Source organism: Zunongwangia profunda SM-A87 (assembly GCF_000023465.1).
Lineage (GTDB): Bacteria > Bacteroidota > Bacteroidia > Flavobacteriales > Flavobacteriaceae > Zunongwangia > Zunongwangia profunda.
Map to the genome: position 1 here is coordinate 1,317,878 of NC_014041.1, position 26,305 is coordinate 1,344,182.

A 26,305-nucleotide genomic window follows, 5' to 3' on the forward strand; every position below is an offset into this window, starting at 1 on the left:
TTTATACATATATGAAGGCATTAGTGATCTCGGGTGGTGGCAGTAAAGGTGCTTTTGGAGGTGGTGTGGCACAGTATTTAATTGAAGAAAAAAAACGAGATTACGATTTATATGTGGGTACGTCTACCGGAAGTTTACTAATTTCTCATTTAGCCCTAAAGGAAGTAGAGAAGATAAGGAAGGTGTATACTTCAGTAAACGAATCAAGTATTTTTAATAACCGTCCATTTTTAATTAAACATAAACACGGCGTAGACCATATTAGTATTAATCACTTTAATGTAATACGTAATTTTTTGCAGGGTAAAAAGACCTTTGGTGAAAGCAAAAATCTTAAAAAATTAATTTTAAATACATTTTCAAAAGAAGAATTTCAGCAATTAAAGGCCTCAGAAAAAGATATTTTAGTGACCGTTTCAAATTTATCTTTAAATGATGTGGAGTATAAATCTATTAAAGATTTTGATTATCAGGATTTTGTGGAGTGGATTTGGATCTCCTGTAATTACACGCCATTCATGAGTTTAGTACAAAAAGATGGTTGTGAGTATGCCGATGGCGGATTTGGATCAATGGTACCCATCGAAGAGGCTGTGAAACGTGGCGCCACAGAAATAGATGCCATTATTTTGAAAACTGAAGTAAGTCATTTAAACCGAATGCCTTCTAAAAATGTTTTCGGGTTGATTACCAACTTATTTAATTTTATAACAGATAGGGTTGAAAATCAAAATATTAGAATAGGGAAGTTCGCTGCGGCGAATAAGGATGTAATTATTAATTTTTATTATACTCCCACAGTTTTAACCACGAATTCTCTTATTTTTGAAGAAGAGAAGATGAAGCGATGGTGGAAAAGCGGATTCAATTACGCAAAACTTAAGAGTGAAGAATTAAACCAAATCGAAGTTTAATGCGAGCATTGGTGATTTCGGGCGGCGGCAGTAAAGGAGCATTTGCAGGCGGAGTAGCCCAGTATTTAATGGAAGCCGAAAAGAAGAAGTATGATCTTTTTTTAGGTACATCCACCGGTAGCCTTCTAATTCCGCATCTTGCGGCCGGTAACATAGAAAAAGTTTACGAGCTGTATACCAATGTGAATCAGCGTAAAATCTTCAGTTTAAATCCCTTTATAGTAAAGAAAAAAGAAGGCCGGGAATATGTCACGATCAACTACTTTAACATGTTTTGGCAGTTTTTAAAAAAGAAGCGCACTTTTGGAGAAAGCAAAAATCTTTTAAAGCATATTAGGCGTAATTTTTCAAATGAAAATTTTAAAAACTTAAAGGATAAAGTAGGGGATGTTGTGGTAACCGTTTCTAATTTATCTAAAAACAGGGTAGAATATAAATCGATTCATGATTTCTCATATGAGGATTTTTGCGAATGGATTTGGATTTCCTGTAACTATATTCCGTTTATGAGCCTGGCTAAAAAAAACGGATTTGAATATGCCGATGGAGGTTTAGGATGTGTAGTGCCCATTCGAGAAGCTATAAAACGTGGCGCTACCGAAGTAGATGCCATAATTTTAGAAGCTGAAAATATGGAATATAACAAGGTGCTGGGTAAAAATCCTTTTAGTTTAATGCTCAATTTATACAGTTTCGTGCTCGATCAGGTAGAATATCACGATGTGATTGAAGGAAAACTGGCAGCACTGAATAAAAATGTAAAACTGAATATTTATTACACTCCCACAAAACTTACCGAAAATTCATTGGTCTTCAATAAAAAATTAATGACAGAGTGGTGGAAGCAGGGTTATGATTATGCCGCTACCAAGGTAAAAGAAGATAAAGAAAATGCCAAAAAGACCAAAGTTGAGTTGTGATGGAAGCTGGATTTTAATAGTGAGTAGTTAGTATTTAGATGACAGACGAGGTAGACTTGAGAAATAAGATAATTTAAGAATGTCTTGATGGGAAAATCAAGAATAAACAACTTTAAATCTTAAACTTTTTCAACATTGAACTCTGTTCTGCATTACCCTAGGCTTCACCTGCCTGCCGGCGAGGCAGGGTCGAAATGACCTCAATGTATGTTATCCTATGCTTGTGAAGGTCAGATTTACGAGAAATAATTAATAGATTTCAATAGAAGAAGGGAAAGTAATAAACCGGGTGCTGTCATCTCGACCGTAGCGGAGAGATCTTTTTTACAGATTGATTTCGAAATTGAGATTTCTCGACTCGTACCTCGCTCGAAATGACAAGGCTTTTGAAGCTAACTGATAGCTGAATACCAATTTATAAGCAACTAAAAAAAACTCGCAATTAAACTTTTCAAATGATCCCAATTAGAGAAAATAGTGTAAAAAACTAAAAAGCTCAATCCTAGTAATAAAATATTAGTCCTTTCTTTTGGTTTCTGAGTTGTTTCTCTTTTTTTATTGTTCTATCTAATTTTAGAAAACAAAGATTTATTAATTCGGCTTAGCTTTACTAAAATCAGGTTTGAATTTTCGTTCTTTTATGGTGAAATTTTTCTTGAGCTGAAAATAAAATATTGATCCTAATACAGGAAATAAGAGCACGGCTAGCAGCCATGCCAGTTTTAAATAAGTATTTTCGAATCGAGATCTCGAAACATCCCAGATGGCCCAAAACCATAGCAAAAGGATTAAAATTACAGCGATAATCAGTAAAATATCCATACCCTAAATTAATGAATTTTTGATAGCTTTTTGTAAACCTTTAATCGTAAACTTTTAAAAACCAAAAATTTAAATTGCAGATTTTAGGAAGCATTTTTTAGCTAAAAGCTAATTGCTAGAAAAGCTAAACTACACTACATAATTTCCTTAACCTCATTTTTTACATAGGTTAGTGCAGCAATGGTAGGGGCGTCTTCGTCCATTAAAATGGTGAGAACCTTTTCCTGCAGCATGGCTGCATTTTCTACTGTGTTATCGGCAGCTGACTGTCGAATTAATGAAATAGTAGCATTTTTAGCTGTTTTTATATAATTCCAGCAATCATTAGAAATATAAATCTGTTGCGCTAAATTATGTTCGAATTCCTGGTCGATGGTGGTAACCAAAGTGTTGGAATACTGAATTTTATCTGAAGATTCAGGTTTAATCCTTATCAGTAAATTCCCGGGAGAAATACGCTCCAGAAATAAAGCCATTCTTTCATAAGCCTGGAGCTTTAAAGGTAGTGCTGTTTTTTGATTTTCCTGATGTAATAAAAATCGACGTCTCCGATTTTCGTTTTCAGAAAAAGTTTTAAAAAAATAAAAGGACACACCTGCAACAATTAATGCTGGTAGAGTATTATAAAGTAGTTGCAATAAATCGGTATCGCTCATGCTGGTTCGTTCTAAAAATTGAAAGGTACTTTTTCTTAGTTAAACGTCAAAGTTAACGAAAAAGTACCTTATTAATTTTATAGAATTCCGTCGCTTTATTTTGGAGGATCAAGGTAATCCAAAGCCAATTGAGTCATAGCCTTTACTCCAAGCAATAAGCCACTTTCATCAATAAAAAAATCGGGAGTATGATGTGGTGCCGGTTCCTTACTATCCAAAGGTTGCCCGCCAAGGAAAAAATATAATCCGGGAACTTCTTCCTGAAAATACGAAAAATCTTCCCCACCGGTGGTGGCTTTAACCAGTTCTACATGATCTTCTCCGGCTACTTTTTGCAGACTTGGTAGCATTTGGTTGGTTAAAGCAACATCATTAAAGGTTACTGCGGTGTTATTTTGTAGTTCTATAGTAGCTTCTCCGCCATAAGCTTCAGCAAGTTTAGGAACCATTTCCTTCATTCGGGTTAGAATTTTTTCTCGCATTTTTGGTTCTAAAGTCCTCACTGTTCCAATCATTTCAGCACTTTCAGGAATAATATTAAAACGTACTCCACTGGTGATTTTTCCTACGGTAATCACGGCGGCGGCATCGATCAGTTTAGAATCTCTGCTAATAATGGTTTGTAAACCATCGATAATTTTTGCTGAAATAAGAATAGGATCGGTTCCGCTCCAGGGTTGTGAGCCGTGTGTTTGCTTTCCTTTTACCGTAATAACAAAACGTTCTACTGCTGCCATTGTACCTTCAGGCTTATACCGGATGGTGCCCACGGGAGTTTCTGAATTGATATGCAAACCAAAAATGGCATCCACATCAGGGCTTTTTAAAACCCCCTCTTTAATCATCAATTTAGCACCACCTTCTTCTCCAGGTGGTGGTCCTTCTTCAGCCGGTTGAAAAATAAATTTTATGGTTCCATGAATTTTATCCTTGTGCTTGGCTAAAACTTCAGCGGTACCCATTAAAATAGCGGTATGTGTATCATGGCCGCAGGCGTGCATGACCCCGGTTTGCGAACCTAAAAACTCGGTAGTAACTTCAGATTTGAAAGGAAGCTCGTTTCTTTCGGTCACTGGTAAAGCATCTATATCAGCCCGTAAAGCCACAACTTTGCCGGGATGGTCCCCTTTAAGTAGAGCTACGACTCCGGTTTTGGCAACTTCGGTCTCGACCTTCAAACCTAGATTTTTTAAATGTTTTGCGATTTTTTCGGCGGTTTCAAATTCGCGATTTGATAGCTCGGGATGTTCATGAAAATCCCTTCGCCATTCAATGACTTTTTCTTCTACGTTAGCGATATCTTTTTTAAGATCGGCATCCATTTGCTGACCATAACCGAAAATTGAAAACAGAATAAGGGGTAGGTAGTAAATTTTCTTCATAGAAATGTGTTAAAAATGATGGTTGTATTTATTTAAACTGTAGTTTTCTTAAAAATACTAAAAAATATAAACTATTTGAAATTCGCTTACCACTGTTTAAAAGTATTAACAGGCTGGGTTTAGAAATTGATTGATTTTGGTTAAATTCACCCTTTTAAAATTTGAAGGAAATTGGAAGCTTATTTAGCCGAATTAAACGACGCCCAAAGGGCGCCAACATTGCAGATTGATGGTCCTATGATCGTAATTGCCGGAGCAGGTTCTGGTAAAACCCGGGTACTTACCTATAGGATCGCATACATGATGAGTAAAGGGATCGATGCCTTTAATATTCTAGCTTTAACCTTTACTAATAAAGCGGCGCGTGAGATGCAGCACCGTATTTCACAGATTGTGGGTAGAAGTGAAGCCAAGAATCTGTGGATGGGAACATTTCATTCAGTTTTTGCCAAGATTTTGCGCTTTGAGGCAGATAAATTAGGTTACCCTTCTAATTTTACAATCTATGATACTCAGGATTCGCAAAGTGTGATTAGGGCGATCATCAAAGATATGCAGCTTGATAAAGATGTTTATAAGTATAAACAGGTTTATAGCCGTATTTCGTCTTATAAAAACAGTTTGATTACCGTAAAAGCCTATTTTAACAATCCAGAATTGATGGAGGCCGATGCAATGAGCAAAAAGCCGAGAATGGGCGATATTTATCAGGAATATGTGCAGCGTTGTTTTAAAGCCGGGGCGATGGATTTTGATGATTTATTGCTAAAAACCAATGAGCTTTTAAACCGTTTTCCTGAAGTGCTTCAAAAATACCAGAATCGTTTTCGCTATATTCTGGTAGATGAGTATCAGGATACCAATCACTCACAGTATTTAATTGTAAAAGCCCTGTCTGACAAATTTCAGAATATTTGTGTGGTTGGGGACGATGCACAAAGTATCTATGCTTTCCGCGGTGCGAATATTAATAATATCCTGAATTTCCAGAAAGATTACGATGGAGTTGAAATGTACCGTTTAGAACAAAATTACCGCTCTACCGGAAATATTGTTAATGCTGCAAACTCAATAATCGATAAAAACCAAACCAAACTTGACAAAGTGGTTTGGACAGCAAATGATGATGGTCCAAAAATAGTGGTAAACCGATTATTAACCGATGGTGAAGAAGGCCGATTTGTAGCGAGTTCGATTTTTGAGAATAAGATGCAACAGCAAATGGCTAATGGCGATTTTGCAATTTTGTATCGAACCAATGCACAAAGTAGGGCAATGGAAGATGCTCTGCGAAAGAAAGATATTCCCTATCGAATTTATGGAGGTTTATCTTTTTACCAGCGTAAAGAAATAAAGGACGTTCTGTCCTATTTACGTTTATTGATTAATCCAAAAGATGAGGAAGCCTTGAAGCGGGTGATTAATTATCCTGCCCGGGGTATTGGAGCCACAACCATGGATAGATTGAGTATCGCTGCCAATAAATATGGGAAATCGATCTTTGAGGTTTTGGAAAATCTGGATCACCTTCCCGAACTTAAGATCACTAAAAGCACACGTACCAAGCTGGATAATTTTGTAAATATGATCAAACATTTTACAATTTTGGCGCAGAATGCCGATGCTTTTACGGTTGCTGATACGGTTACCAAAAAAACCGGACTGGTCCAGGAATTAAAAAAGGATGGCACACCCGAAGGAATTGCCAGAATTGAAAATATTGAAGAATTATTAAACGGGATTAAAGATTTTGTTGAAGAACAAAAAGAGTTGGCTGATGCTAATGGATCGATAGCTGAATTTTTAGAAGATGTGGCGCTGGCAACAGATATGGATAAGGATACCGAAGATGAAGATCGTGTAGCGCTAATGACCATTCACCTGGCGAAAGGATTAGAGTTCCCTTATGTGTATATTGTTGGAATGGAAGAAGATCTGTTTCCTTCGGCAATGAGTATGAATACTCGATCTGAGTTGGAAGAAGAACGCCGTTTATTCTATGTTGCAGTGACCAGAGCAGAGAAACAGGCGTTTTTAACCTATACGCAAAGCCGATATCGTTGGGGGAAATTAGTAGATGCCGAACCAAGCCGGTTTATTGAGGAAATCGATGATAAGTATTTGGATTATATGATTCCGCAGGATGATTATAAATATAAGCCGCTTATCAATACAGATATTTTTGGCGACGAAGTTGATAAATCTAAATTACGCCAAACCAAACCAAAAGCAGGAACGCCACCTGCGCATAAGCCAACTGAAGAACAGCTAAGAAAACTAAGAAAGTTAAGACCGGCAGCTTCAGAGCCCGAGAAAGCCTCAAATGCTATTCAACTTGACGTTGGGAACGAGGTAGAACATATGCGTTTTGGTAAAGGAAAAGTTTTGGGGATAGAAGGTGTTGGCCAGGATAAAAAAGCCGAAATCGATTTTGAAAATGGAGGCATCAAAAAACTATTGCTAAGATTCGCTAAATTGAATATACTGAAGTAATAAATGGTCATAGCAAATATTATTGTAAGTCTTCTTTCAATATTTAGCATAGTTCTGCTATCCATAACATTTTTTATTCCGGTCGAATCAGAATTATATAAACTCATTGGCTATTTTGATTTTCTACTGTGTATAGTTTTTCTGTGCGATTTTTTTTCACAGTTGTTTGTTGCTAAAAGTAAATGGAAATACTTCTATACTGTTGGATGGCTTGATCTCTTGTCTTCTATACCGATTATTTACCAATTCAGGTTTATCAGGGTTTTTAGGATTTTTAGGGTGCTGCGAATCATAAAGTCAATAAAATTATTGATCATTTTCATAAAAAAGAACAAAGCAACATCGCTTTATGGGTTTATAGTATTTTCTGCCTTTATCACTTTAGTGCTATGTACAACCGCAGTACTGTATATAGAAAAAGACGTAGGCAACATTAAAACTGCTGAAGATGCCCTATGGTGGAGTTTTGTGACAATTACAACGGTAGGTTATGGAGATTTATATCCGGTGACCAATATAGGTAAAGTACTTGCGGCTATTCTTATTTTTTGTGGTATAGCTTCTTTTGGTGCAGTAATCTCTTTTGTAAATAGATTAGCCAGTTCGTTTAGGGATTAAATTTCTTCTTTAATTAAGATACAATAGGTTAGTAATGTTTAGAATAGAACTTTAGGCTAATTTCATTATGATCTTTGGCTTGAAAATTTCTCTGCTTTATTCTAACTTTACTTCTTTTAATGATTAGTTAATTACTCCAGCATCTAGTTTTCGAGTTAAACTTGTGTTATTCAGATTCGCCAAATGCGGCTTTCTTTTTATCTTCAAAAGAAAAAGATGATTCAGAAAGGAAGTAAGGTTAAATGGGAATGGGGTAATGGCACCGCCACCGGTAAAGTAACTGAAACTTATACCAAGGAAGTGACAAAAACTATTGATGGAAGTAAAATTACCCGTAAAGGAGAACAGGGAAATAAAGCCCTTTATATCGAGCAGGAAGACGGTAGTAACGTCCTTAAGCTAGAAAAAGAAGTTGAAAAAGCTGATTAAAAATGGCAGAAATTATTCGTATTTATAACGAAAATCCAAATCCGCGTGAAATTACCAAAGTGGTAAAAACCCTTCGAAATGGCGGACTAGTTATTTACCCTACCGATACCGTGTATGGGTTGGGTTGTGATATCACCAATAATTCGGCGTTAGAAAAGATCGCTCAAATTAAAGGAGTCAAACTAGAAAAAGCTAATTTTAGTTTTATTTGTCACGATCTTAGTAATCTTTCAGATTATGTAAAGCAAATCGATACCTCGACTTTTAAAATACTGAAACGTTGTTTACCTGGTCCTTATACTTTTATCCTGCCGGGAAATAATAATCTGCCTACGGTATTTAAGAAAAAGAAAACGGTAGGTATAAGAGTTCCCGATAACAATATTTGTAGAGCTATCGTAGCAGAGCTTGGTAATCCTATCGTTTCTACCTCTATTAGAGATGAAGATGAGGTGATAGAATATACCACAGATCCTGAGTTAATTCAGGAAAAATGGGATAATCTGGTAGATATCGTGATTGATGGTGGTTATGGTGATAACATACCAAGTACGGTAATCGACTTAACAACAGATCAACCTGAAGTAGTTAGAGAAGGTAAAGGAAGCTTAGAAATTATGTAAATAAGACCTTCGTTATATTATGATTATCGATAGCAGCTAAAAATAGCACTCTTTTTATTGTAACAGCTAAATACTATATGACTGGATCTTGATGATTATCACAACACCTCGAAGTCTTAAAATTGTAAAATGGTTTTCTTTTTAATACCCTAGAAGATTTTAATCAGGTGCTTGTTTACTTTGAAACTTTTGGAGTGAATAACAAATTAAAAAAAGTCGCTAAGCAGTTTTATTACTAAGCTTAGCGACTTCTTTTTTAATTCATCTTTCTCCTGTTTTTTATTCAGATGCTTTCAATTCTTCCTGATTTCTAAATACCAAGTGGTCATCAAATTCATCTAACAGGATGATACTATCGGTATGAATATGACCAGAAAGGATTTCTTTCGATAGTTTATTCAATACTTCTTTTTGTACCGTTCTCTTTACCGGTCTTGCACCAAATTGTGGGTCGAAACCGCGTTTAGCTAAGAATGCCAGTGCCTGCTCTGTAGCATCTAAAACAATATTCTGTTTGGCTAGCATTTTCTTTACTCCCTTTAATTGCAGATCGACAATTCGTTTAATGTCTTTCTGGGTTAAAGGTGAGAACATCACAATGTCATCGATACGGTTTATAAATTCTGGTCGTACACTTTGTTTTAGTAAAGCAAGTACTTCAGTTTTGGCTGCTTCCATCGCTGTTTCAATATCCTGAATAGCCTCAAATTTATCCTGGATAATCTGGCTTCCCATATTAGAAGTCATAATGATGATTGTATTCTTAAAATCAGCCAGGCGTCCTTTATTGTCTGTTAGTCGGCCTTCATCCAATACCTGTAAAAGGATATTGAAAGTGTCTGGATGCGCTTTTTCGATCTCATCCAAAAGTACCACTGAATAAGGTTTACGTCTCACCGCTTCGGTTAACTGTCCGCCTTCATCATAGCCAACGTATCCCGGAGGTGCACCTACTAATCGGCTTACCGAGTGGCGCTCCTGGTATTCACTCATGTCGATTCTGGTCATTGCCGATTCATCATCGAATAAATATTCGGCCAGTGCTTTCGCTAATTCGGTTTTACCCACACCTGTGGTTCCCAGGAATAAGAAAGATCCAATGGGTCGATTTTGATCCTGTAATCCGGCGCGGCTTCTACGCACAGCATCGCTTACCGCCACGATTGCTTCTTCCTGTCCTACTACACGGCGGTGCAGTTCTTCTTCTAATCGAAGCAATTTCTCCCGCTCGCTTTGCAGCATTTTAGTTACCGGAATCCCCGTCCATTTCGCAACTACTTCAGCGATATCATCATTGGTAACTTCCTCCTGAATTAAAGACTTCCCGCTTTCTCTTTCCTTAACTTCTTTTTGAAGACGTTCCAGTTTTTCCTGAGCTTCTTTTATTTTACCATAACGTAATTCGGCTACTTTCCCATAGTCGCCTTCACGTTCGGCTCGTTCGGCTTCCAGCTTATATTCCTCGATTTCAGCTTTCGCACCCTGGATATTATCGACAACTTCTTTTTCGTTTTTCCATTGTGCGTGGATTTCATTACGTTCTTCTTTAAGATTCGCTAAATCTGCCCGTAAAGATTTTAATTTCGCTTCATCTTTTTCGCGCTTAATAGCTTCGATCTCAATTTCAAGTTGCATGATCTTACGGTCCAGCACATCTAACTCTTCCGGTTTAGAGTTAATTTCCATACGAAGTTTAGATGCCGCTTCATCCATTAGGTCGATGGCCTTATCAGGTAAAAAACGGTTGGTAATATAACGTTGCGATAATTCTACCGCGGCAATAATTGCCTCATCTTTAATCCTTACTTTATGATGTTGCTCGTATTTATCTTTAATACCTCTAAGAATGGAGATTGCACTTTCGGTATCTGGTTCTTCTACCATCACTTTCTGAAAACGTCGCTCTAAAGCTTTATCTTTTTCAAAATACTTCTGATATTCATCTAAAGTGGTAGCTCCAATGGCTCTTAGTTCTCCACGAGCTAAAGCAGGTTTTAGAATATTTGCAGCATCCATAGCCCCCTGGCCACCACCGGCCCCAACAAGCGTGTGGATCTCGTCAATAAATAATACGATATTACCATCGCTACCGGTTACCTCTTTTATTACCGCTTTTAATCTTTCTTCAAATTCTCCTTTAAATTTAGCTCCGGCAATTAATGCCCCCATATCTAAAGAAAATATTTGTTTTTCTTTTAAGTTTTCTGGTACGTCACCAGCTACAATTCGGTGTGCTAAACCTTCAGCAATCGCCGTTTTACCGGTCCCCGGTTCACCTACCAACATGGGATTATTTTTGGTTCTTCGGGATAAGATTTGTAAAATTCGGCGTATTTCTTCATCCCTGCCAATCACCGGATCCAGTTTTCCGGTTTCGGCTAGATGGTTAAGGTTTTTTGCATATTTGTTTAAGGAATTGTAGGTTTCTTCAGCGCTTTGTGAAGTTACGCGATCTCCTTTTCTTAATTCTTCGATGGCTGCTTTTAAGCCTTTTTCTGTAGCACCCTGATCTTTTAATATTTGCGCTACTTTACTTGAAGACTTAAATATCGCTAATATTAAATGTTCAATAGAAACATATTCATCGTTCATTTTCTTAGCAATACCCGATGCTTCGTTTACCGTTTTACCGGCTTCCCGACTCAAGATGATATCGCCGCCGCTAACTTTAGGGAAACTCTGAAGGGTATTGTCCAGAATTTGATTAAAAAGATTAACGTTAATGTTCAGTTTTTTTAGCAAAAATGGCGTTACATTTTCGTCTACCGTAGTAATCGCTTTGAACAAATGTTCGTTTTCAATTTGCTGATGGCCCATCTCCTGAGCAAGCTGTTGTGCCTGCTGGATCGCCTCCTGTGATTTTATGGTGAAATTATTAAAGTTCATTTTGTTTTATATTTTTTTAAATTCTAAATAGCAAATGCTATACCTTCCGAATAATTAGACAAAATGGCATTATTTTTATAAAATTTAAAGACAAATCGGCAGTTTTTGTGTTTATATTGAAAATCTTATATTGTGGAATAATCATCTGATTTTAAGCTGTATCTTTGCAAAAAAATTGAAATATGGGAATTTTTGATAAAATGTTTGGTGGAGAAAAGGAATCGAAAAATGAATCTAAAATTAATTGGATTCCTTTAGTTGAAGTGACGCAATTAGAGGAAGCTATGCAGCAGTCTGAACAGCATCTTGTAGGGATTTTGAAACATTCTACGCGTTGTGGTATTAGTAAGATGGTGTTAAGACAATTTGAAAATTCTTACGACCTTCCTAAAGAAGCTCCAGTTGATCTTTATTTTCTGGATTTGTTGAGTTATCGCGATATTTCTAATGAAATAGCCAAGCGTTTTAATGTAAGGCACGAGAGTCCTCAGCTTATTTTATTTCAACAAAAAAAAGTAGTTCATCATAGTTCTCATCAGGATATAGATGTAGAGAATCTTAAAGAATTTTTATAGAATTTGAATATTTTATTTTTTTAAATTAAATTTAGAAACCTTTGTTAAAGATTATTAATCAATCTGGTGAAATATATGGCTATTTGTAATTTTGATCCAGAGAAAAAGATTAATTAAAGTTATGGATAAAGAGATAGATTTTAAAGAACTCGAAAGAAGATGGGAAGCCATCAAAAAGGGTCAGGAAACTGAAAGACAAAAACGAGAGTTCCAGGATCACAGTGAAGCTATTTTGCCCGAAGATCGAAAGAATGGCGGTAGCATTGACGAAAAGAAAGCTGCAGAAGCGGCAATGCGTGAGTCGAGGGAATTTAGAAGCTATAGTCGAGTATAAAATAAAAAAGCTGCCATGACCTGGCAGCTTTTTTATTATCAATATTAAGGTATAGCTTACTTTTTTTTTGGTTCGAAAACAGGTAATATTTTGGTGTTAATTTCACCAAAACCAATTCTTATGCTCTCATTTTCGCAGTAACCTTTCATAATTACGGTATCATTATCTTCTATAAAACTGCGAAGACTACCATCTTTTAGTTGCACAGGTTTTTCCCCACGCCACGAAAGCTCTAACATACTTCCATAAGTATCTGGTGTTGGGCCAGAAATGGTTCCTGAGGCCATCATATCTCCTGAGTTTACCGGGCATCCGTTAATAGTGTGATGGGCCAGTTGCTGACTCATATTCCAGTACAGATATTTGTAGTTTGTTTTGGATAGTAGATTTTCTTCTCCATTTTCAGGTTGTAAGAATACCTCAAGGTTGATGTCAAAACTTTTCTTTCCGGTATATTTTAAATAAGACATTAATTCTTTTTCCGGTTCAGGTCCTTTGGTTCTAAATGGCTCTAGAGCATCCATGGTGACAATCCAAGGAGAGATAGAAGAGGCAAAATTTTTGGCTAAAAAAGGGCCTAGCGGTGCATACTCCCATTTCTGGATGTCACGAGCACTCCAGTCATTAAACATCACCATACCAAAGATATAATCTTCAGCCTCGTCTACCGGGATAGGTTCGCCAAGCAAATTAGCATCTGTAGTGATAAAAGCCATTTCCATTTCGAAATCGATCTGCTTTGAAGGACCAAATACTGGCTCTTTAGCCCCTTCAGGCATGGTTTGCCCTTTTGGACGATGAATGGGAATGTGACTGGTAACTATAGAAGAGCTTCTACCATGATAGCCAACAGGGATATGTAGCCAGTTTGGCAAAAGTGCATTTTCTTTATCCCTAAACATACTGCCCACATTAGTAGCATGCTCTTTACTGGAATAAAAATCGGTATAATCGCCTACCTGCACCGGCATTTGCATTTCGATTTCATCTAAAGTAAATAGTACGACATTGCGGTGCTCCTGATTGTTTTTTAATGCGTCATTCTTCTCGTCAAAAATTTCGGCAATACGATTTCTCACCAAACGCCAGGTTTTTTTACCGTCTGAAATAAAATCATTTAAAGTATCCTGAAGAAAAATATCATCGGTTAAAGGAATACCTTCAAAATAACCAAGTTGGTGTAAAGCGCCAAGATCGATAGCAAAGTCACCGATTCTCGTTCCGATAGTGATGATATCGTCTCTGGTTAAAAACACCCCAAAAGGAATATTCTGAATTGGAAAATCAGTGTTCTTGGGAATATCCAGCCAGGTTTTTCTTTTAGGATCGTTTGCAGTAATAGACATAGAAAAATAAAAATTTGTTAAAATCTGATTGATTCAAATATATTATTTTCCTGTAATTAACCGAATGTATTTATTACTTTTGATGAATATTTAACGTAAATATTTAAGATGCAACGAGATACAATAATTTTTGATTTAATCGAGAAGGAAAAAAAGCGTCAACTGCATGGTTTAGAGCTTATTGCAAGTGAGAATTTTGTTAGTGACCAGGTGATGGAAGCTGCCGGATCTGTACTTACCAACAAGTATGCAGAAGGTTATCCCGGTAAACGTTATTATGGAGGTTGTGAGGTTGTTGATGAAGTAGAGCAGTTAGCGATCGATCGCCTAAAAGAACTTTTTGGAGCCGAGTATGCCAATGTACAGCCACATTCGGGTTCACAGGCAAATACTGCTGTTTTTCAGGCTTGTTTAAAACCGGGAGAAAAATTCTTAGGATTTGATCTTTCTCATGGAGGGCATTTAACCCATGGTTCTCCAGTAAACTTTTCAGGAAAATTATACGAGCCGGTGTTTTATGGAGTCGATAAAGAAACCGGACTTATAGACTATGATAAAGTTGCCGAGATTGCCGAAAAAGAAAAGCCAAAAATGATTATTGCTGGGGCTTCTGCTTATTCTCGTGAGATCGACTATAAACGTTTTAGAGAAATTGCAGATAGTATTGGTGCTATTTTATTTGCAGATATCGCGCATCCTGCAGGTCTTATTGCTAAAGGAGTGATAGGAGATCCTATACCACATTGTCATATCGTAAGCTCTACTACCCACAAAACCCTTCGTGGGCCAAGAGGAGGAATTATCATGATGGGTAAAGATTTTGATAATCCTTTTGGAGAGAAGCTTAAGAACGGAAACCTCAAGAAAATGTCTGCTCTTTTAAACAGTGCCATTTTCCCAGGAAACCAGGGCGGTCCTTTAGAGCATATTATCGCCGCTAAAGCAGTAGCTTTTGGAGAGGCTTTAACCGATGAGTTTTTACACTATGCCGTACAGGTAAAGAAAAATGCCAAAAAAATGGCGGAAGCTTTTGTAGAGAAAGACTATCAAATTATTTCTGGTGGAACCGATAATCACTGTATGCTTATCGACCTTAGAAATAAAGGAGTAAGTGGGAAAGAAGCTGAGGAAGCTTTAACGAAAGCCGATATTACTGTAAACAAAAACATGGTGCCATTTGATGATAAATCACCATTCGTAACTTCAGGAATTAGAATTGGTACTGCAGCGGTAACTACAAGAGGTTTGGATGAAGAAGATATGCCAAGAGTTGTGGAGCTTATTGACAGAGTCATTAAAAATATTAACAATGACGCAAAACTAGCTGAAGTGAAATCTGAAGTGAATGCTTTAATGCACGGTCGCCCATTATTTAAAGCTTAATCGATAGATACGATATAAAGTAAAAAAGCTACCAATTTTGGTAGTCTTTTTTACTTTATAGAGCTATATAGGCTATAATTTTAATTTACGGGTTAAGTAAAAGCCTAACAGTAGAAAAGCTCCCGGAGTAAAAAATAAACTGGCAACGTATCCTAAATCGTTATTTAATACTGTATAGGTTTCTATTAAATTACCTATAAAAAAACCAAAGCCAACTCCCATAAGAACAAGTGAAAGGTTAAGTAAAATTACAGCCCAAACGGGTGAAGCTCTATCTTTTCTAAATTTAAACAGTGATGCATCTTTATCATGTTCGATAAGGGCAAGGCGTTCCTTATTTCTCGTTTGAAAAAACAGGAAGAAAATACCAAATATGCAGGCAAAAAAGGAAATAGATATAATAATAGCAGGATTCATATTTTTAATTTTATTTAATTAATGATTAAACTTTTAAGCGCTTTCTTAAGTTAAGACGAGACTTTACAAAAACAGGTTACAAATAATTTCAAAAAAGAAAGAGGGAATTTATTGTAACCAGATTTGCTTAGTTGTCGTCCTATAATTAAATGACCATCAAAAAAGACCAATTACTCATCGATCAAATACTGGGCGGAGATAAGCAATTATTCTCGGTACTGGTAGATCGTTATAAAAATTTGGTGTTTACCTTATGTTTAAGGTTGCTGAAAAATAGGGAAGAAGCTGAAGAGGTTGCACAGGATAGTTTTGTGAAAATCTATAAATCTTTAAGTAAATTTAAAGGAGAGGCAAAATTTTCGACCTGGGTGTACCGGGTGACTTATAATAACTGTCTCGATTTTATAAAGGCCAGGAAACGTAAGTTTCAGGAATTAAGTGTAGATGCTTATGACGATTTTGAAATAGAAGATTTAGATAGCGCGATTAATAACTTAGAAGAGAATGAGCGAAAAAAGGCTATTCTGGGCTGTATAAATATGCTGAATGAAGATGATGCTTTTTTGCTAACTTTACATTATTATGAGGATCAATCAGTGAAGGATATTGCTGAAATTATGAAGCTGTCTGTGGCTAATGTAAAAGTGAAATTATACCGAAGCCGTAAACAACTGGCGTTTATTTTGAAGAGAAGGTTGTCGAATGATATGTTGCTGAATTATGGAAAATAAAGAAAATAAATTAGACGAATTTACGAAGAAAATTTTCATGGAATCCAGCCTGGAAACTCCTTCTTTTGATTTTACAGATAAGGTAATGGCTAATTTACCCGAATTTACAATGGCCAATGCTGCTAGAGTAAGTCCTTTAGCAAAGAAAATAAAATACGAGCCATTAATTTCTAAAAAGGGCTGGGTGATGATCGCAGCTTTTATTGCCTTATTGCTAATTACATCTTATTTTCCTTCAGCAGAAGGAGCTTCAGAAGTCGTAATTGATAATTGGAGTAAAGTTAAGTCGGTTTTTGATTTTTCTCTTGAACTACCGAATATCAGTATTTTAAATTCTGATGTTATTGCTATTTCTGTAGTACTTTTTACCGCCTATTTTTTACTAGAAATTTTTCTGCTGAATAACTGGATGAGTAAAAGAAGATTTTATTGATCAGATTTCTGCTGAAATAAAACCTTCATGTTTTCATCGATTCTTGCCGGGCGTTTAGAGTCATGACTCATTAAGCACCAGGTGGTTTTTGCTTTAGCTAAGATTTTATCGTTTTTTTTGTTTTTAATGAGTACGTGCCTTATCGAAGTGACATTCGTAATTTCATCTACATAGGTTTGCAGTATAATAAGATCGTCTAAAAAAGCCTGCTGTTTATAATCGATTTCGTGTCGAACCACAACCCAAAAGAATTTTTCTTTCTGTGAAGCTGATGCGCGATCTTCCCAATGGCCTTTAGCAACATCCTGTATCCATTGCACATATTGCACGTTATTTACATGGTCTTGTTCATCAAGATCACTTGAGGTAACCTTGAGCTCCATTTCAAAAATCTGGGGCGTGGTGATCATTTATTTTTCTACGATTTTAACCTCGAATAATTTATCCCAGTGTTTTCCGGTTACAAATAATTGTTTAGTGTGAGGATTATAGGCGATACCATTAAGAACATGGTTTACTTCGTTAAGATCTTGTTCGTTACCCAGTTTATTTCTTAAACCTCTAAAATCAATAAGGCCAACAATCGCTCCATTTTTAGGATTAATGATTGCTACACCATCTTTTTGATAAGTGTTTGCATAAATAAGTCCGTCAACCCATTCCAATTCATTCATTTTAGAATTAATACTTTTATGGGTAGCAATCTGAATATAATCTTTTTCAGCCAAAGTTTCGGGATCTAACAACCAGATTTTTTCAGTCCCGTCACTTTTGTAAATATGCTCACCGTCATTACAAAGCCCCCAGCCTTCTTTACTTTGATTATAACTAAAGGTCCCTTTTTTCTCGAAGGTATCCAGATCATAGATATAGCCTTCTTTAGCCCTCCAGGTAAGTAAAATAATCTGATCATTAAAAATCGTTAAGCCCTCACCAAAAACAGAATCATCCAAATCGATCATTTTTAAAACTTCCCCTGTTTTTAGATCTACTTTTCTAAGATCAGATTCGCCATATTCTCCCGTACTTTCATATAACGTATCGTTTAAAAATTCTAATCCCTGGGTATAAGCTTTGGGGTCGTGAGGGTAGATATTTACAATTTCGTAGGTGTAGGCCTTTGGCGGTGTATCATTATAAATTTTGATCGACGTATTGGTAGTATCTTTTTGACCTTCGTAAAATACTTCGGCTTTTAAAGTTTGATTTCCTAAAAGCTGATTTTTAAGCGGAATATCAAAGGACCAGTTAGGTGACTTTGCGATTACTTTTTCAGTATTCAGATAAACGATAACCGAGTCGATACGCAGCTCTTTTTTGTTTTCAATTTGCCCTGAAATATGCTCGCCAAGCTGAAATTCCTTCTTATTTTCATCAGTTTTTATACTGAAATGAGATTTTTTAGAGCCAGAATTACTTCCGCATGAAAAATATAAAAAAGCTAATGTTAAGATTAACAGAGATTTAAATTTCATCATCTTTAAAAGTCATATTTTATATGGCTAAATTAACCAATTCTGTTTAAAAAATGCTTGCCAGAAGTACTAAAGATTGTATATTTGCACCCGGCAAGTCCCACACAACCAGCTCCTGCTGAATCCCCCAGGGCGGGAACGCAGCAAGGGTAGGCGGTCGCAGCGGTGTGATGTGGGTCGCTTGCCTTTTTTTGTATCTGGAAATTAGCAAAATTAATCGCATATTTGCCTTATGAAAACAGATACTCTTTCTCATAAAGTCGTTTTAATTACCGGTGGTTCTTCAGGAATTGGTAAAGCAATTGGCGACTATTTAAATCAACAAAATTTTAAGGTGTACGGTACCAGTAGAAATTCTACCGGAAAATCATCAAATTTTAATCTTATAGATTTAGATGTTACTGATGAAGATAGTATCTTTAAAGCGGTAAAATTTGTTTTAGAAAAAGAAAAGCGAATTGATGTTTTAATTAATAATGCCGGGGTTGGAATTACCGGTCCGGTAGAGGAGACGCCCACCCCTGAAATTCGTAATGCTTTTGAAACCAACTTTTATGGTCCTATAAATGTTTGTAAAGCTGTTTTGCCCGTAATGCGTAAGCAAAATGATGGTCTTATAATTAATGTAACATCCATTGCAGGGTATATGGGACTACCGTATCGCGGAATCTATTCGGCTTCTAAGGCAGCGCTGGAAATTGCAACCGAAGCTTTTAGAATGGAGGTGAAAGGGTTTAATATAAAGATGACCTGCGTGGCCCCTGGTGATTTTGCCACCAATATTGCTGCTGGAAGGTATCATGCTCCGGTTCTGGATAATTCTCCTTATAAAGAACCATATGGTGATTCTTTAAAATTGATGGATGAGCATGTAGATGCCGGTCAGGATCCAGATATGATGGCGAAAGCGGTGCTAAAAATTATTAAAGATAAAGCGCCAAAAGGGCATTACAAGGTAGGGGAGCTTTTGCAAAAAGCAAGTATTGTTTTAAAAAGAATCTTACCCGATAAGACTTATGAAAGAATGCTGATGAATCATTATAAATTATAAAAAGTGTATTTAATGTGTTATTTTTACACTTAAATAAATAAAAATAAACTTATAAAACTTGCAATATGAAATTTTTTATTGACACCGCTAACCTCGATCAGATTAGAGAGGCACAGGAATTAGGGGTTTTGGATGGTGTAACGACCAACCCTTCATTAATGGCAAAAGAGGGAATTACCGGTAAGGAGAATATTATTAATCATTATAAAAAAATCTGTGAAATCGTAACTGGGGATGTAAGTGCCGAGGTTATTTCTACAGATTTTGAAAATATCGTAAAAGAAGGAGAAGAGCTCGCAGCACTTCACGATCAAATTATCGTAAAGGTACCAATGATCAAAGAAGGTGTAAAAGCAATTAAATATTTCTCTGATAAAGGAATTAAAACCAATTGTACTTTAGTGTTCTCTGTAGGACAGGCCTTATTAGCGGCTAAAGCAGGGGCAACTTATGTATCACCTTTTCTTGGTCGTTTAGATGATATTTCAACCAATGGTCTTAATCTAATCGAAGAAATTAGATTAGTGTATGATAACTATGGTTTTGAAACCCAAATTTTAGCGGCTTCTATTCGTCACACGATGCATGTAATTGATTGTGCGAAGATTGGTGCAGATGTAATGACCGGTCCTTTATCTTCTATAGAAGGTTTATTAAACCATCCTTTAACAGATATCGGATTAGAGAAATTCTTAGCAGATTATAAAAAAGGAAACCAATAAGAATAAGTTTTTTTCTTATTATTATATAAAAAGCTGCCGAAAGGCAGCTTTTTTATGTTTAGAATTTATTTTTTATTCTTTTGAAAATGGGATTCAAATTATAACATCTAATTCTATTGTTTTTGGTTTGCGATTTATTTCTAAAATGTTACTGATTAATAAATTGTAACAACTGCGATTCAAATTCTGCTGAAGAACTAAGTGCAACATCGCCTCTCACAATCACGGCATTTTTGTCAAGGAAGTTTAAGCGATATAAATACTTTGTAGCATAGTCATTGCTAAATTTTCTTTTTGAGAGTTGATATTGATTCTTTTGATCGTAATTATTTTCATTTAAAATACGCAACCATCTTTTTTCATGACCAATATCCAGGTTGACTCCGACGAAATCTAATTCTGGGTATTTTTCTTCAAGCTTTTTAATAGTTCTAAATTGCCAAATATAGCGTCTAATATTATTAGCAGACCAGAAATAAATAATCGTCTTTTTATTTATAATATCCCCATAGGTAGTTTCCACACCATTAGTGTTTAACAGAGTAAAATTTGCCAGGGATTTGCCTGTAAAATAATTTTTTTGAATACTGGAGAGCTGTTTAATTTGATCGATTTGCTGGTAATCCAGAGATTCGGCTAAATTCATTACTTTTTTAAGGTCTTCATCATTTGAAGAGATGGTAACCGCCTTACTAAGCAATATATCAAGGAATCTGTTTTTTATGGATGGAGTGCTGGATAACGAATCTATTAAAATAGCCCGTCTTTGTATATTATCAAAATCAGATACGTTAAAGCAATCTCTGTCTTTGTGCTTATCTATACAGTATTCTACAGCACGAGTGCGTAGGTAATCATCAATGGTGTTGGTGTATAAATAGTAGTTTTGAAGTAACCCATTATTAAAGTCTATACTGTCTCTATAATTGTTAAAATCTTTAGGGATAAGTTTTGCATATTCCGGGTAATATTTTTTAATGAGATAAGTATAGCGCTCACGAAGATCGTAGTATTCATAATCGATACTTTGCCGGGCCATATTTTTGAAATCATCGCTAAAGTTCCGTTGTGAAGAGATTAGATTAAATTCTTCAAGTCTTTTTTGATGAATAGAATCACTTATTTTTTCAAACTTTTCGGGCTTAATTTTATAATAATTAAGGACAAGATCATTGTTGGCCCTATTCTGCAAAAAGAGATTTAATAAAAATGAACTTTCCTTGCTGCCACGCCCACTAAAATTAAGAGACTCATCAAAAGCATATGTATTAACCCAAATCATGATGCTGTCACCGGGTTCTAGATACACCACCTGATTTTCCGGGTTATGTTGTAGAGTATAAATCCCAGGGTCGATATTTTCAAGGTACTGGCCAAACTGATTGTTTTTGTCCAGTCCCAAAGTATCTATAATATCTGCGTCCCTGGATAGGATGATGTAATCTAAATTTGGATTTACAATTTTCCCGCCAATGTATACTTTATCTGTATTGGTGCTTTTATTCTTGCAACCTATAAATGAAAATATGGTATAAAAAATACTTAGCAGTAATAATCTTCTCATTCAAATAGTTATAAATCCATTATCTCCTTTATGATTTCTAGTGACCAACAAATATAATTTGTGGCTAAAATCTTGAATGTTAACCACGAGTTAAAAGGAATTTTCTAAACGTTAATCTTTTAGAAAGTGTACAATATATGCTACTTTTGCGGAAAATTAGAGGAATTTATGCTTTCAGTTTCAAATCTTTCTGTCCAGTTTGGTAAAAGAGTCCTTTTTGATGAGGTGAATACTACTTTTACTGAAGGGAATTGTTATGGGATTATCGGCGCCAACGGTGCAGGTAAATCTACATTTTTAAAAATCTTATCTGGAAAATCCGATCCAACTTCTGGTCATGTTCATTTAGAGCCAGGAAAACGTATGTCGGTACTGGAGCAAAATCACAATGTATATGATGATTATCCTGTTTTAGAAACCGTTTTAAGAGGAAATAAACCGCTTTTTGAAATTAAGACAGAGATAGATGCTTTATATGCTGATTATTCTGATGAAAACGCTGATAGAATTGGTGAGCTGCAGGTGCAGTTTGAAGAAATGGATGGTTGGAACGCCGATAGCGCCGCCGCATCATTACTTTCTAACCTGGGGATAAAAACAGAACTTCATTATACTCTAATGAAGGATCTTGATGGTAAGCAAAAAGTAAGAGTTTTGTTAGCGCAGGCTCTTTTTGGAAATCCAGATGTATTGATCATGGATGAGCCTACCAATGATTTGGATTACGAAACGATTAACTGGTTAGAGAATTTCCTGGCAAATTATGATAACACGGTAATCGTGGTTTCTCACGACCGTCACTTTTTAGATGCGGTTTGTACACATATCTCTGATATCGACTTTGGGAAAATAAACCACTTTAGTGGAAATTATTCTTTCTGGTATGAGTCTTCTCAATTAGCAGCTAGACAACGTGCACAGCAAAATAAGAAAGCAGAAGAGAAAAAGAAGGAGCTTCAGGAATTTATTCAGCGATTTAGTGCGAACGTAGCCAAATCTAAACAGGCTACCTCACGTAAGAAGATGATTGATAAATTAAATATTGAAGAAATTAAACCTTCAAGTCGCCGCTATCCGGCCATTATTTTTGATAGGGACCGAGAGGCTGGTGATCAAATATTGAATATTGAAAAGTTAGAAGCTTCCATAGAAGGAGAAACACTGTTTAGCGGAATAGATATTAACCTTTCCAAAGGGGATAAAGTCATTGTTTTCTCCAGGGATAGTCGTGCAACAACTGCATTCTACGAAATTATCAATGGGAAGGAAGAGCCGGTTGCTGGGAAATATAGTTGGGGTGTAACGACTTCGCAGTCCTATCTACCGTTAGATAACTCTGAATATTTTGATAATGATCTTACACTAGTAGACTGGTTAAGACAGTACGCGAAAACCGAAGAAGAAAGGGAAGAGGTATTTATTCGTGGCTTCTTAGGAAAAATGTTGTTTAGTGGGGAAGAAGCTTTAAAAACCAGTAATGTTTTATCTGGAGGAGAAAAAGTACGTTGTATGCTAAGTCGAATGATGATGATGAGAGCCAACGTATTAATGTTAGATGAGCCAACAAACCATCTGGATTTGGAATCTATTACTGCTTTTAATAATTCATTAAAGAATTTTAAAGAAACCGTAATGCTAACCACACACGATCATGAGTTTGCTCAAACAGTTGCTAACCGTGTTATTGAGCTTACGCCAAACGGAGTAATCGATCGTTATATGACGTTTGATGAATACATGAGTGATCCAAAAATAAAAGAGCAACGTGATAAAATGTATGCTTAATTTATAGAATAGTATATTTCCTATAAAAAACGAAAGCCTGAAGTGAAAACTTCAGGCTTTTCTTTGGCTAAACAAACAAATTTTATCTAAAAATGATATAATTCGTTTTCTTTAAAACATTCCACCACCCTGGGTTTCATCGTTATCTCTTTGTTTTCTTTTTAATTTCTTAGCGTTGTTCCCTCCAAAGCGATAGCTAAATCCAACATATACATTTTGGAATTCACTTCTAAAAAGTCCGTTTTGCTCGTAAGGAAGTGTGGCACTAAACCTATATTCCTGGGTACCAAAAACATCATTAAAGTTTAAACTAAGCGTAGCTTTTTTATCCAGGAAAGTATAGCGTCCGCCAAGGTTGGCAAAAAATACATCTTCGTTTTTAAACTGAAGTTCTTCGCTTGGTCCTTGATAAAATCCGAATAATTGTAATGTTAAGTTTTCGGTAACAGTAAAACTATTGTTTACTCTTGCGGTGTACACTGTGTTATCTACTTCAACACGGCTTGTCCCTACAATTCCGCTTTGTGTTTGTTGGTACAATTCAAAACTTCCATTGGCACTCCACCATTCGGTAAACTTATAGTTAGAAGACAGTTCAACTCCGTAAGCATTGGTGTCATCAAAGTTTGCAAAAGATATAAGAAGGCTTGCTGGATCTGATGGATCTTCTTCGATTAACTGGTTAATATTATCATTAATATTTCTGAAGAACACCCCACCGGTTAAACTACCATGTTTTAATTTTCTCGTATAATTAAATTCTACGGAGTTCGTAAATTGTGGCTGTAGATTAGGATTTCCGACTACGGTGATTGTAGGCGTGCTCACCTCTCTTACCGGGCTTACCTGCCCTAGGCTAGGACGATCTATCCTACGGCTATAGCTTACCTGGTAACTGTTTTTATCATTTGGGGTGTAATTGAAAAATCCTGAAGGGTATAACGTGATATAATCATCACTAAATACGTTTTTACCATTTACTTCAGCATCTATATTAAAGCTTTCTAAACGAGCCCCAAGCTGATATGAGAATTTTTCAAAAGATTGTCCAAATGTGCTGTATAACGAATAGATATTTCGGTTGTAATCGTAATCGGAGTTTTGTGCTGACGGATTGTTAGTATCATAATCCTGAGTATTATTTAATAACCTGGCTTCAGCTCCGGCTTCAAATTTCGACTTATCGCCAATAGGCAGGCTATAGTCGATATTAGTGATTAAAGTTCCACGATTCTCGTTCACGTTTTCAGAATAAGGAGCAAAACTTGCATTTTCACTAAAGTTTACTGCAAAATCTTCATCGGCATCGTAATCATTATAATCAGCCTCAAATAATATTTCGTGTCCTTCTTGTGGGAATAAATGCTTGTAAGCAAAGTTATAAGTAGCATTCAAATTCCTTGCATCCAGATTTAAAAACTGTTCGAAATTATTCGAAGGATTATTAAGGTAAATTGCATTTATCGTAGCGTCTACCCCGCCATTAAACAAATTTTGATTGGTGTAAAAGCTAAATGTATTGTTATCGTTTAAAAAATAATCTACTCCAATTTTATATAAATACGATTCGTTATCGTTTAACATATCCAGGTTTTGCTTAGCATTTCTACCGGTTAAATTGATGTCGTTAATATTTTTCCTTTTGCCAAAGTTGCTTCCAAGGTTTGCGTAGAGGTTTAATTTTCCCTGGCGGTAATTCATGTCTAAAGAACCATTAAAACGTGCATTTTCCCCATAGGTTAAGCCGGTATTTATATTACCGTTAAATCCGTTATTGGCGTTTTTGTGCAAAACGATATTTATAATTCCACTCATCCCTTCAGGATTGTATTTTGCGGAAGGATTAGTAATAAGTTCGATTTTTTTTATCGAGCTGGAAGGGATTTGTTTTAGTAATTGAGCAGCATTCATATTAGTTGGTTTACCATCAATTAATATGCGTACATTAGTGTTTCCATGCAAAGCGATGTTTCCATCCTGATCTACATTTACGGATGGTATATTATTCATGATGTCTGAGGCGCTGGCGCCTGCAGTAGTAAGATCTTTACCAACGTTAATTACTTTTCTGTCAATACGCTGCTCGATGGTAGAGCGTTCTCCCACTACTACCACTTCATCCATTTCAGCAACATCAGGATCCAGATTAATAGTACCTAACTCCATGAGGCCGCTATTACCTTGTACAACAATTTCTTTACTGAATTTCTTGTAGCCAATAAATTGAATACTTAGGATGTAATTGCCAGATTTTACTTTTTTGATGATGAATGACCCGTCTTCTTCAGAAGTTGTACCGGTGATGATGTTACCTTCAGTATCACTTAAGCTGATAGTTGCATAGGGAACCGGTTCTTTTAAATTACGATCTATAATAGTACCTGTAATCCTCGCAAAAACTTCGTTATTTGCGACGGAATTAAAAGTGATTAACGTAACAATGATGATTAAAAATAACTGTTTCATTTTTTTGATTGATGTTTGATATTGATGGTTATGATGTTATAAATAATACTTTGTATTGCATAATACTTAAAAGTATATTTCTGTAATTTTGATGATTTCTACTATAAAGACGACGCCAAAAAAAGAATGTTACAAAAATTTTCAATTAATTCAGAAAAAAGTTCGCGCCTTGCAAATAGCGCGAACCTTATCAAGCAATACTATCTTCTAACCATCAAAAAAAAGATAGCAATGCATTTTTAGACTAGTCTTACTATAAAGACTGATAAGTTTAAAACTT

The 26,305-nt window shown here is 35.9% G+C and carries 24 protein-coding genes and 1 other RNA gene; 15 read left to right on the plus strand and 10 right to left on the minus strand.

Annotation, left to right across the window (positions count from 1 at the left end; translation table 11 throughout):
* Positions 1 to 11: 11 nt before the first annotated feature.
* Positions 12 to 914: a patatin-like phospholipase family protein gene (locus ZPR_RS05780; protein ID WP_013070697.1), complete on the plus strand. Its 903-nt coding sequence runs from the start codon at positions 12 to 14 to the stop codon at positions 912 to 914.
* A complete protein-coding gene (locus ZPR_RS05785; protein WP_013070698.1) occupies positions 914 to 1,834 on the plus strand; it encodes a patatin-like phospholipase family protein in 921 nt (306 codons plus the stop codon). The genes ZPR_RS05780 and ZPR_RS05785 overlap by 1 nt, the downstream gene beginning before the upstream one ends.
* A gap of 591 nt (positions 1,835 to 2,425) precedes the next feature.
* Here ZPR_RS05785 and ZPR_RS05790 read toward each other — a convergent pair.
* From ZPR_RS05790 to ZPR_RS05800, 3 genes are all read right to left on the minus strand, one after another.
* Positions 2,426 to 2,656: a PLD nuclease N-terminal domain-containing protein gene (locus tag ZPR_RS05790; RefSeq protein ID WP_013070699.1), complete on the minus strand. Its 231-nt coding sequence runs from the start codon at positions 2,654 to 2,656 to the stop codon at positions 2,426 to 2,428.
* A gap of 134 nt (positions 2,657 to 2,790) precedes the next feature.
* Entirely contained in the window at positions 2,791 to 3,312 is a 522-nt protein-coding gene (locus tag ZPR_RS05795) for a DUF7935 family protein (protein WP_013070700.1), read from the minus strand.
* 95 nt (positions 3,313 to 3,407) lie between these two features.
* The gene (locus ZPR_RS05800) at positions 3,408 to 4,634 is read right to left on the minus strand and encodes an amidohydrolase (RefSeq protein ID WP_233421406.1); all 1,227 of its coding nucleotides are present in this window, start codon (positions 4,632 to 4,634) and stop codon (positions 3,408 to 3,410) included.
* A 231-nt stretch (positions 4,635 to 4,865) separates the two neighbouring features.
* Here ZPR_RS05800 and ZPR_RS05805 point away from each other — a divergent pair, with 231 nt between their 5' ends.
* The 4 genes from ZPR_RS05805 (at position 4,866) to ZPR_RS05820 (ending at position 8,857) form a co-directional block, all read left to right on the plus strand.
* Positions 4,866 to 7,187 carry an ATP-dependent helicase gene (locus ZPR_RS05805; protein ID WP_013070702.1) on the plus strand — a complete coding sequence of 774 codons (2,322 nt, stop codon included), beginning with the start codon at positions 4,866 to 4,868 and terminating at the stop codon, positions 7,185 to 7,187.
* A gap of 3 nt (positions 7,188 to 7,190) precedes the next feature.
* Complete coding sequence (locus tag ZPR_RS05810; protein ID WP_013070703.1) at positions 7,191 to 7,805, plus strand: potassium channel family protein; 615 nt, start codon at positions 7,191 to 7,193, stop codon at positions 7,803 to 7,805.
* 216 nt (positions 7,806 to 8,021) lie between these two features.
* Positions 8,022 to 8,234 (plus strand): hypervirulence associated TUDOR domain-containing protein, encoded by a 213-nt coding sequence (locus tag ZPR_RS05815; RefSeq protein ID WP_041579685.1) that lies wholly within the window; start codon positions 8,022 to 8,024, stop codon positions 8,232 to 8,234.
* Positions 8,235 to 8,236: 2 nt separating this feature from the next.
* Entirely contained in the window at positions 8,237 to 8,857 is a 621-nt protein-coding gene (locus ZPR_RS05820; protein ID WP_013070705.1) for an L-threonylcarbamoyladenylate synthase, read from the plus strand.
* 279 nt (positions 8,858 to 9,136) lie between these two features.
* Here ZPR_RS05820 and clpB read toward each other — a convergent pair whose 3' ends face one another.
* Positions 9,137 to 11,743: an ATP-dependent chaperone ClpB gene (clpB, locus tag ZPR_RS05825; RefSeq protein ID WP_013070706.1), complete on the minus strand. Its 2,607-nt coding sequence runs from the start codon at positions 11,741 to 11,743 to the stop codon at positions 9,137 to 9,139.
* Positions 11,744 to 11,925: 182 nt separating this feature from the next.
* Here clpB and ytxJ point away from each other — a divergent pair, with 182 nt between their 5' ends.
* Both ytxJ and ZPR_RS05835 read left to right on the plus strand, forming a co-directional pair.
* The gene (gene ytxJ, locus ZPR_RS05830; protein ID WP_013070707.1) at positions 11,926 to 12,318 is read left to right on the plus strand and encodes a bacillithiol system redox-active protein YtxJ; all 393 of its coding nucleotides are present in this window, start codon (positions 11,926 to 11,928) and stop codon (positions 12,316 to 12,318) included.
* Positions 12,319 to 12,439: 121 nt separating this feature from the next.
* Entirely contained in the window at positions 12,440 to 12,652 is a 213-nt protein-coding gene (locus ZPR_RS05835; protein WP_013070708.1) for a hypothetical protein, read from the plus strand.
* A gap of 56 nt (positions 12,653 to 12,708) precedes the next feature.
* Here the strand turns inward: ZPR_RS05835 and fahA are convergent, their stop codons facing one another.
* Complete coding sequence (gene fahA / locus ZPR_RS05840; protein WP_013070709.1) at positions 12,709 to 13,998, minus strand: fumarylacetoacetase; 1,290 nt, start codon at positions 13,996 to 13,998, stop codon at positions 12,709 to 12,711.
* A 108-nt stretch (positions 13,999 to 14,106) separates the two neighbouring features.
* Here fahA and glyA point away from each other — a divergent pair, with 108 nt between their 5' ends.
* On the plus strand, positions 14,107 to 15,381 hold the full coding sequence (gene glyA, locus ZPR_RS05845; RefSeq protein ID WP_013070710.1) for a serine hydroxymethyltransferase: 1,275 nt from the start codon (positions 14,107 to 14,109) through the stop codon (positions 15,379 to 15,381).
* 72 nt (positions 15,382 to 15,453) lie between these two features.
* On the opposite strand, the gene ZPR_RS05850 is transcribed toward glyA, so the two are convergent.
* The gene (locus tag ZPR_RS05850; protein ID WP_041578715.1) at positions 15,454 to 15,798 is read right to left on the minus strand and encodes a DUF6249 domain-containing protein; all 345 of its coding nucleotides are present in this window, start codon (positions 15,796 to 15,798) and stop codon (positions 15,454 to 15,456) included.
* Between the two features lie 149 nt (positions 15,799 to 15,947).
* On the opposite strand from ZPR_RS05850, the gene ZPR_RS05855 reads away from it, so the two are divergent.
* Both ZPR_RS05855 and ZPR_RS05860 read left to right on the plus strand, forming a co-directional pair.
* Positions 15,948 to 16,529 carry an RNA polymerase sigma factor gene (locus ZPR_RS05855; RefSeq protein ID WP_013070713.1) on the plus strand — a complete coding sequence of 194 codons (582 nt, stop codon included), beginning with the start codon at positions 15,948 to 15,950 and terminating at the stop codon, positions 16,527 to 16,529.
* Positions 16,519 to 16,962 carry a hypothetical protein gene (locus tag ZPR_RS05860; RefSeq protein ID WP_013070714.1) on the plus strand — a complete coding sequence of 148 codons (444 nt, stop codon included), beginning with the start codon at positions 16,519 to 16,521 and terminating at the stop codon, positions 16,960 to 16,962. Before ZPR_RS05855 ends, ZPR_RS05860 begins: the two co-directional genes overlap by 11 nt.
* On the opposite strand, the gene ZPR_RS05865 is transcribed toward ZPR_RS05860, so the two are convergent.
* Both ZPR_RS05865 and ZPR_RS05870 read right to left on the minus strand, forming a co-directional pair.
* A complete protein-coding gene (locus ZPR_RS05865; RefSeq protein WP_013070715.1) occupies positions 16,956 to 17,372 on the minus strand; it encodes an acyl-CoA thioesterase in 417 nt (138 codons plus the stop codon). The two genes, ZPR_RS05860 and ZPR_RS05865, sit on opposite strands and share 7 nt — an antisense overlap.
* The gene (locus tag ZPR_RS05870) at positions 17,373 to 18,440 is read right to left on the minus strand and encodes a glutaminyl-peptide cyclotransferase (protein ID WP_013070716.1); all 1,068 of its coding nucleotides are present in this window, start codon (positions 18,438 to 18,440) and stop codon (positions 17,373 to 17,375) included.
* A gap of 88 nt (positions 18,441 to 18,528) precedes the next feature.
* Between ZPR_RS05870 and ffs the strand changes: the two genes are divergently transcribed.
* The 3 genes from ffs (at position 18,529) to fsa (ending at position 20,210) form a co-directional block, all read left to right on the plus strand.
* An RNA gene (gene ffs, locus ZPR_RS22880) (signal recognition particle sRNA small type) lies at positions 18,529 to 18,627 on the plus strand.
* A gap of 42 nt (positions 18,628 to 18,669) precedes the next feature.
* Complete coding sequence (locus tag ZPR_RS05875; RefSeq protein ID WP_013070717.1) at positions 18,670 to 19,488, plus strand: SDR family oxidoreductase; 819 nt, start codon at positions 18,670 to 18,672, stop codon at positions 19,486 to 19,488.
* Between the two features lie 65 nt (positions 19,489 to 19,553).
* Positions 19,554 to 20,210, plus strand: a complete 657-nt coding sequence (fsa, locus tag ZPR_RS05880; protein ID WP_013070718.1) for a fructose-6-phosphate aldolase — start codon at positions 19,554 to 19,556, stop codon at positions 20,208 to 20,210.
* A 148-nt stretch (positions 20,211 to 20,358) separates the two neighbouring features.
* Here fsa and ZPR_RS05885 read toward each other — a convergent pair whose 3' ends face one another.
* Positions 20,359 to 21,774 (minus strand): TlpA family protein disulfide reductase, encoded by a 1,416-nt coding sequence (locus ZPR_RS05885; protein ID WP_013070719.1) that lies wholly within the window; start codon positions 21,772 to 21,774, stop codon positions 20,359 to 20,361.
* A 168-nt stretch (positions 21,775 to 21,942) separates the two neighbouring features.
* Between ZPR_RS05885 and ZPR_RS05890 the strand changes: the two genes are divergently transcribed.
* Positions 21,943 to 23,559 (plus strand): ABC-F family ATP-binding cassette domain-containing protein, encoded by a 1,617-nt coding sequence (locus ZPR_RS05890; RefSeq protein WP_013070720.1) that lies wholly within the window; start codon positions 21,943 to 21,945, stop codon positions 23,557 to 23,559.
* A 111-nt stretch (positions 23,560 to 23,670) separates the two neighbouring features.
* Here ZPR_RS05890 and ZPR_RS05895 read toward each other — a convergent pair whose 3' ends face one another.
* Positions 23,671 to 26,025 (minus strand): TonB-dependent receptor, encoded by a 2,355-nt coding sequence (locus ZPR_RS05895; RefSeq protein ID WP_013070721.1) that lies wholly within the window; start codon positions 26,023 to 26,025, stop codon positions 23,671 to 23,673.
* Positions 26,026 to 26,305 lie beyond the last annotated feature (280 nt).

Excerpts from the sequence above, each read along its gene's own strand:
- ZPR_RS05780 (WP_013070697.1), top strand. The coding sequence starts at position 12 with ATGAAGGCATTAGTGATCTCGGGTGGTGGCAGTAAAGGTGCTTTTGGA.
- ZPR_RS05785 (WP_013070698.1), top strand. The coding sequence starts at position 914 with ATGCGAGCATTGGTGATTTCGGGCGGCGGCAGTAAAGGAGCATTTGCA.
- ZPR_RS05790 (WP_013070699.1), bottom strand. The coding sequence starts at position 2,656 with ATGGATATTTTACTGATTATCGCTGTAATTTTAATCCTTTTGCTATGG.
- ZPR_RS05795 (WP_013070700.1), bottom strand. The coding sequence starts at position 3,312 with ATGAGCGATACCGATTTATTGCAACTACTTTATAATACTCTACCAGCA.
- ZPR_RS05800 (WP_233421406.1), bottom strand. The coding sequence starts at position 4,634 with ATGGATGCCGATCTTAAAAAAGATATCGCTAACGTAGAAGAAAAAGTC.
- ZPR_RS05810 (WP_013070703.1), top strand. The coding sequence starts at position 7,191 with ATGGTCATAGCAAATATTATTGTAAGTCTTCTTTCAATATTTAGCATA.
- ZPR_RS05815 (WP_041579685.1), top strand. The coding sequence starts at position 8,022 with ATGATTCAGAAAGGAAGTAAGGTTAAATGGGAATGGGGTAATGGCACC.
- ZPR_RS05820 (WP_013070705.1), top strand. The coding sequence starts at position 8,237 with ATGGCAGAAATTATTCGTATTTATAACGAAAATCCAAATCCGCGTGAA.
- clpB (WP_013070706.1), bottom strand. The coding sequence starts at position 11,743 with ATGAACTTTAATAATTTCACCATAAAATCACAGGAGGCGATCCAGCAG.
- ytxJ (WP_013070707.1), top strand. The coding sequence starts at position 11,926 with ATGGGAATTTTTGATAAAATGTTTGGTGGAGAAAAGGAATCGAAAAAT.
- ZPR_RS05835 (WP_013070708.1), top strand. The coding sequence starts at position 12,440 with ATGGATAAAGAGATAGATTTTAAAGAACTCGAAAGAAGATGGGAAGCC.
- fahA (WP_013070709.1), bottom strand. The coding sequence starts at position 13,998 with ATGTCTATTACTGCAAACGATCCTAAAAGAAAAACCTGGCTGGATATT.
- glyA (WP_013070710.1), top strand. The coding sequence starts at position 14,107 with ATGCAACGAGATACAATAATTTTTGATTTAATCGAGAAGGAAAAAAAG.
- ZPR_RS05850 (WP_041578715.1), bottom strand. The coding sequence starts at position 15,798 with ATGAATCCTGCTATTATTATATCTATTTCCTTTTTTGCCTGCATATTT.
- ZPR_RS05855 (WP_013070713.1), top strand. The coding sequence starts at position 15,948 with ATGACCATCAAAAAAGACCAATTACTCATCGATCAAATACTGGGCGGA.
- ZPR_RS05860 (WP_013070714.1), top strand. The coding sequence starts at position 16,519 with ATGGAAAATAAAGAAAATAAATTAGACGAATTTACGAAGAAAATTTTC.
- ZPR_RS05865 (WP_013070715.1), bottom strand. The coding sequence starts at position 17,372 with ATGATCACCACGCCCCAGATTTTTGAAATGGAGCTCAAGGTTACCTCA.
- ZPR_RS05870 (WP_013070716.1), bottom strand. The coding sequence starts at position 18,440 with ATGATGAAATTTAAATCTCTGTTAATCTTAACATTAGCTTTTTTATAT.
- ZPR_RS05875 (WP_013070717.1), top strand. The coding sequence starts at position 18,670 with ATGAAAACAGATACTCTTTCTCATAAAGTCGTTTTAATTACCGGTGGT.
- fsa (WP_013070718.1), top strand. The coding sequence starts at position 19,554 with ATGAAATTTTTTATTGACACCGCTAACCTCGATCAGATTAGAGAGGCA.
- ZPR_RS05885 (WP_013070719.1), bottom strand. The coding sequence starts at position 21,774 with ATGAGAAGATTATTACTGCTAAGTATTTTTTATACCATATTTTCATTT.
- ZPR_RS05890 (WP_013070720.1), top strand. The coding sequence starts at position 21,943 with ATGCTTTCAGTTTCAAATCTTTCTGTCCAGTTTGGTAAAAGAGTCCTT.
- ZPR_RS05895 (WP_013070721.1), bottom strand. The coding sequence starts at position 26,025 with ATGAAACAGTTATTTTTAATCATCATTGTTACGTTAATCACTTTTAAT.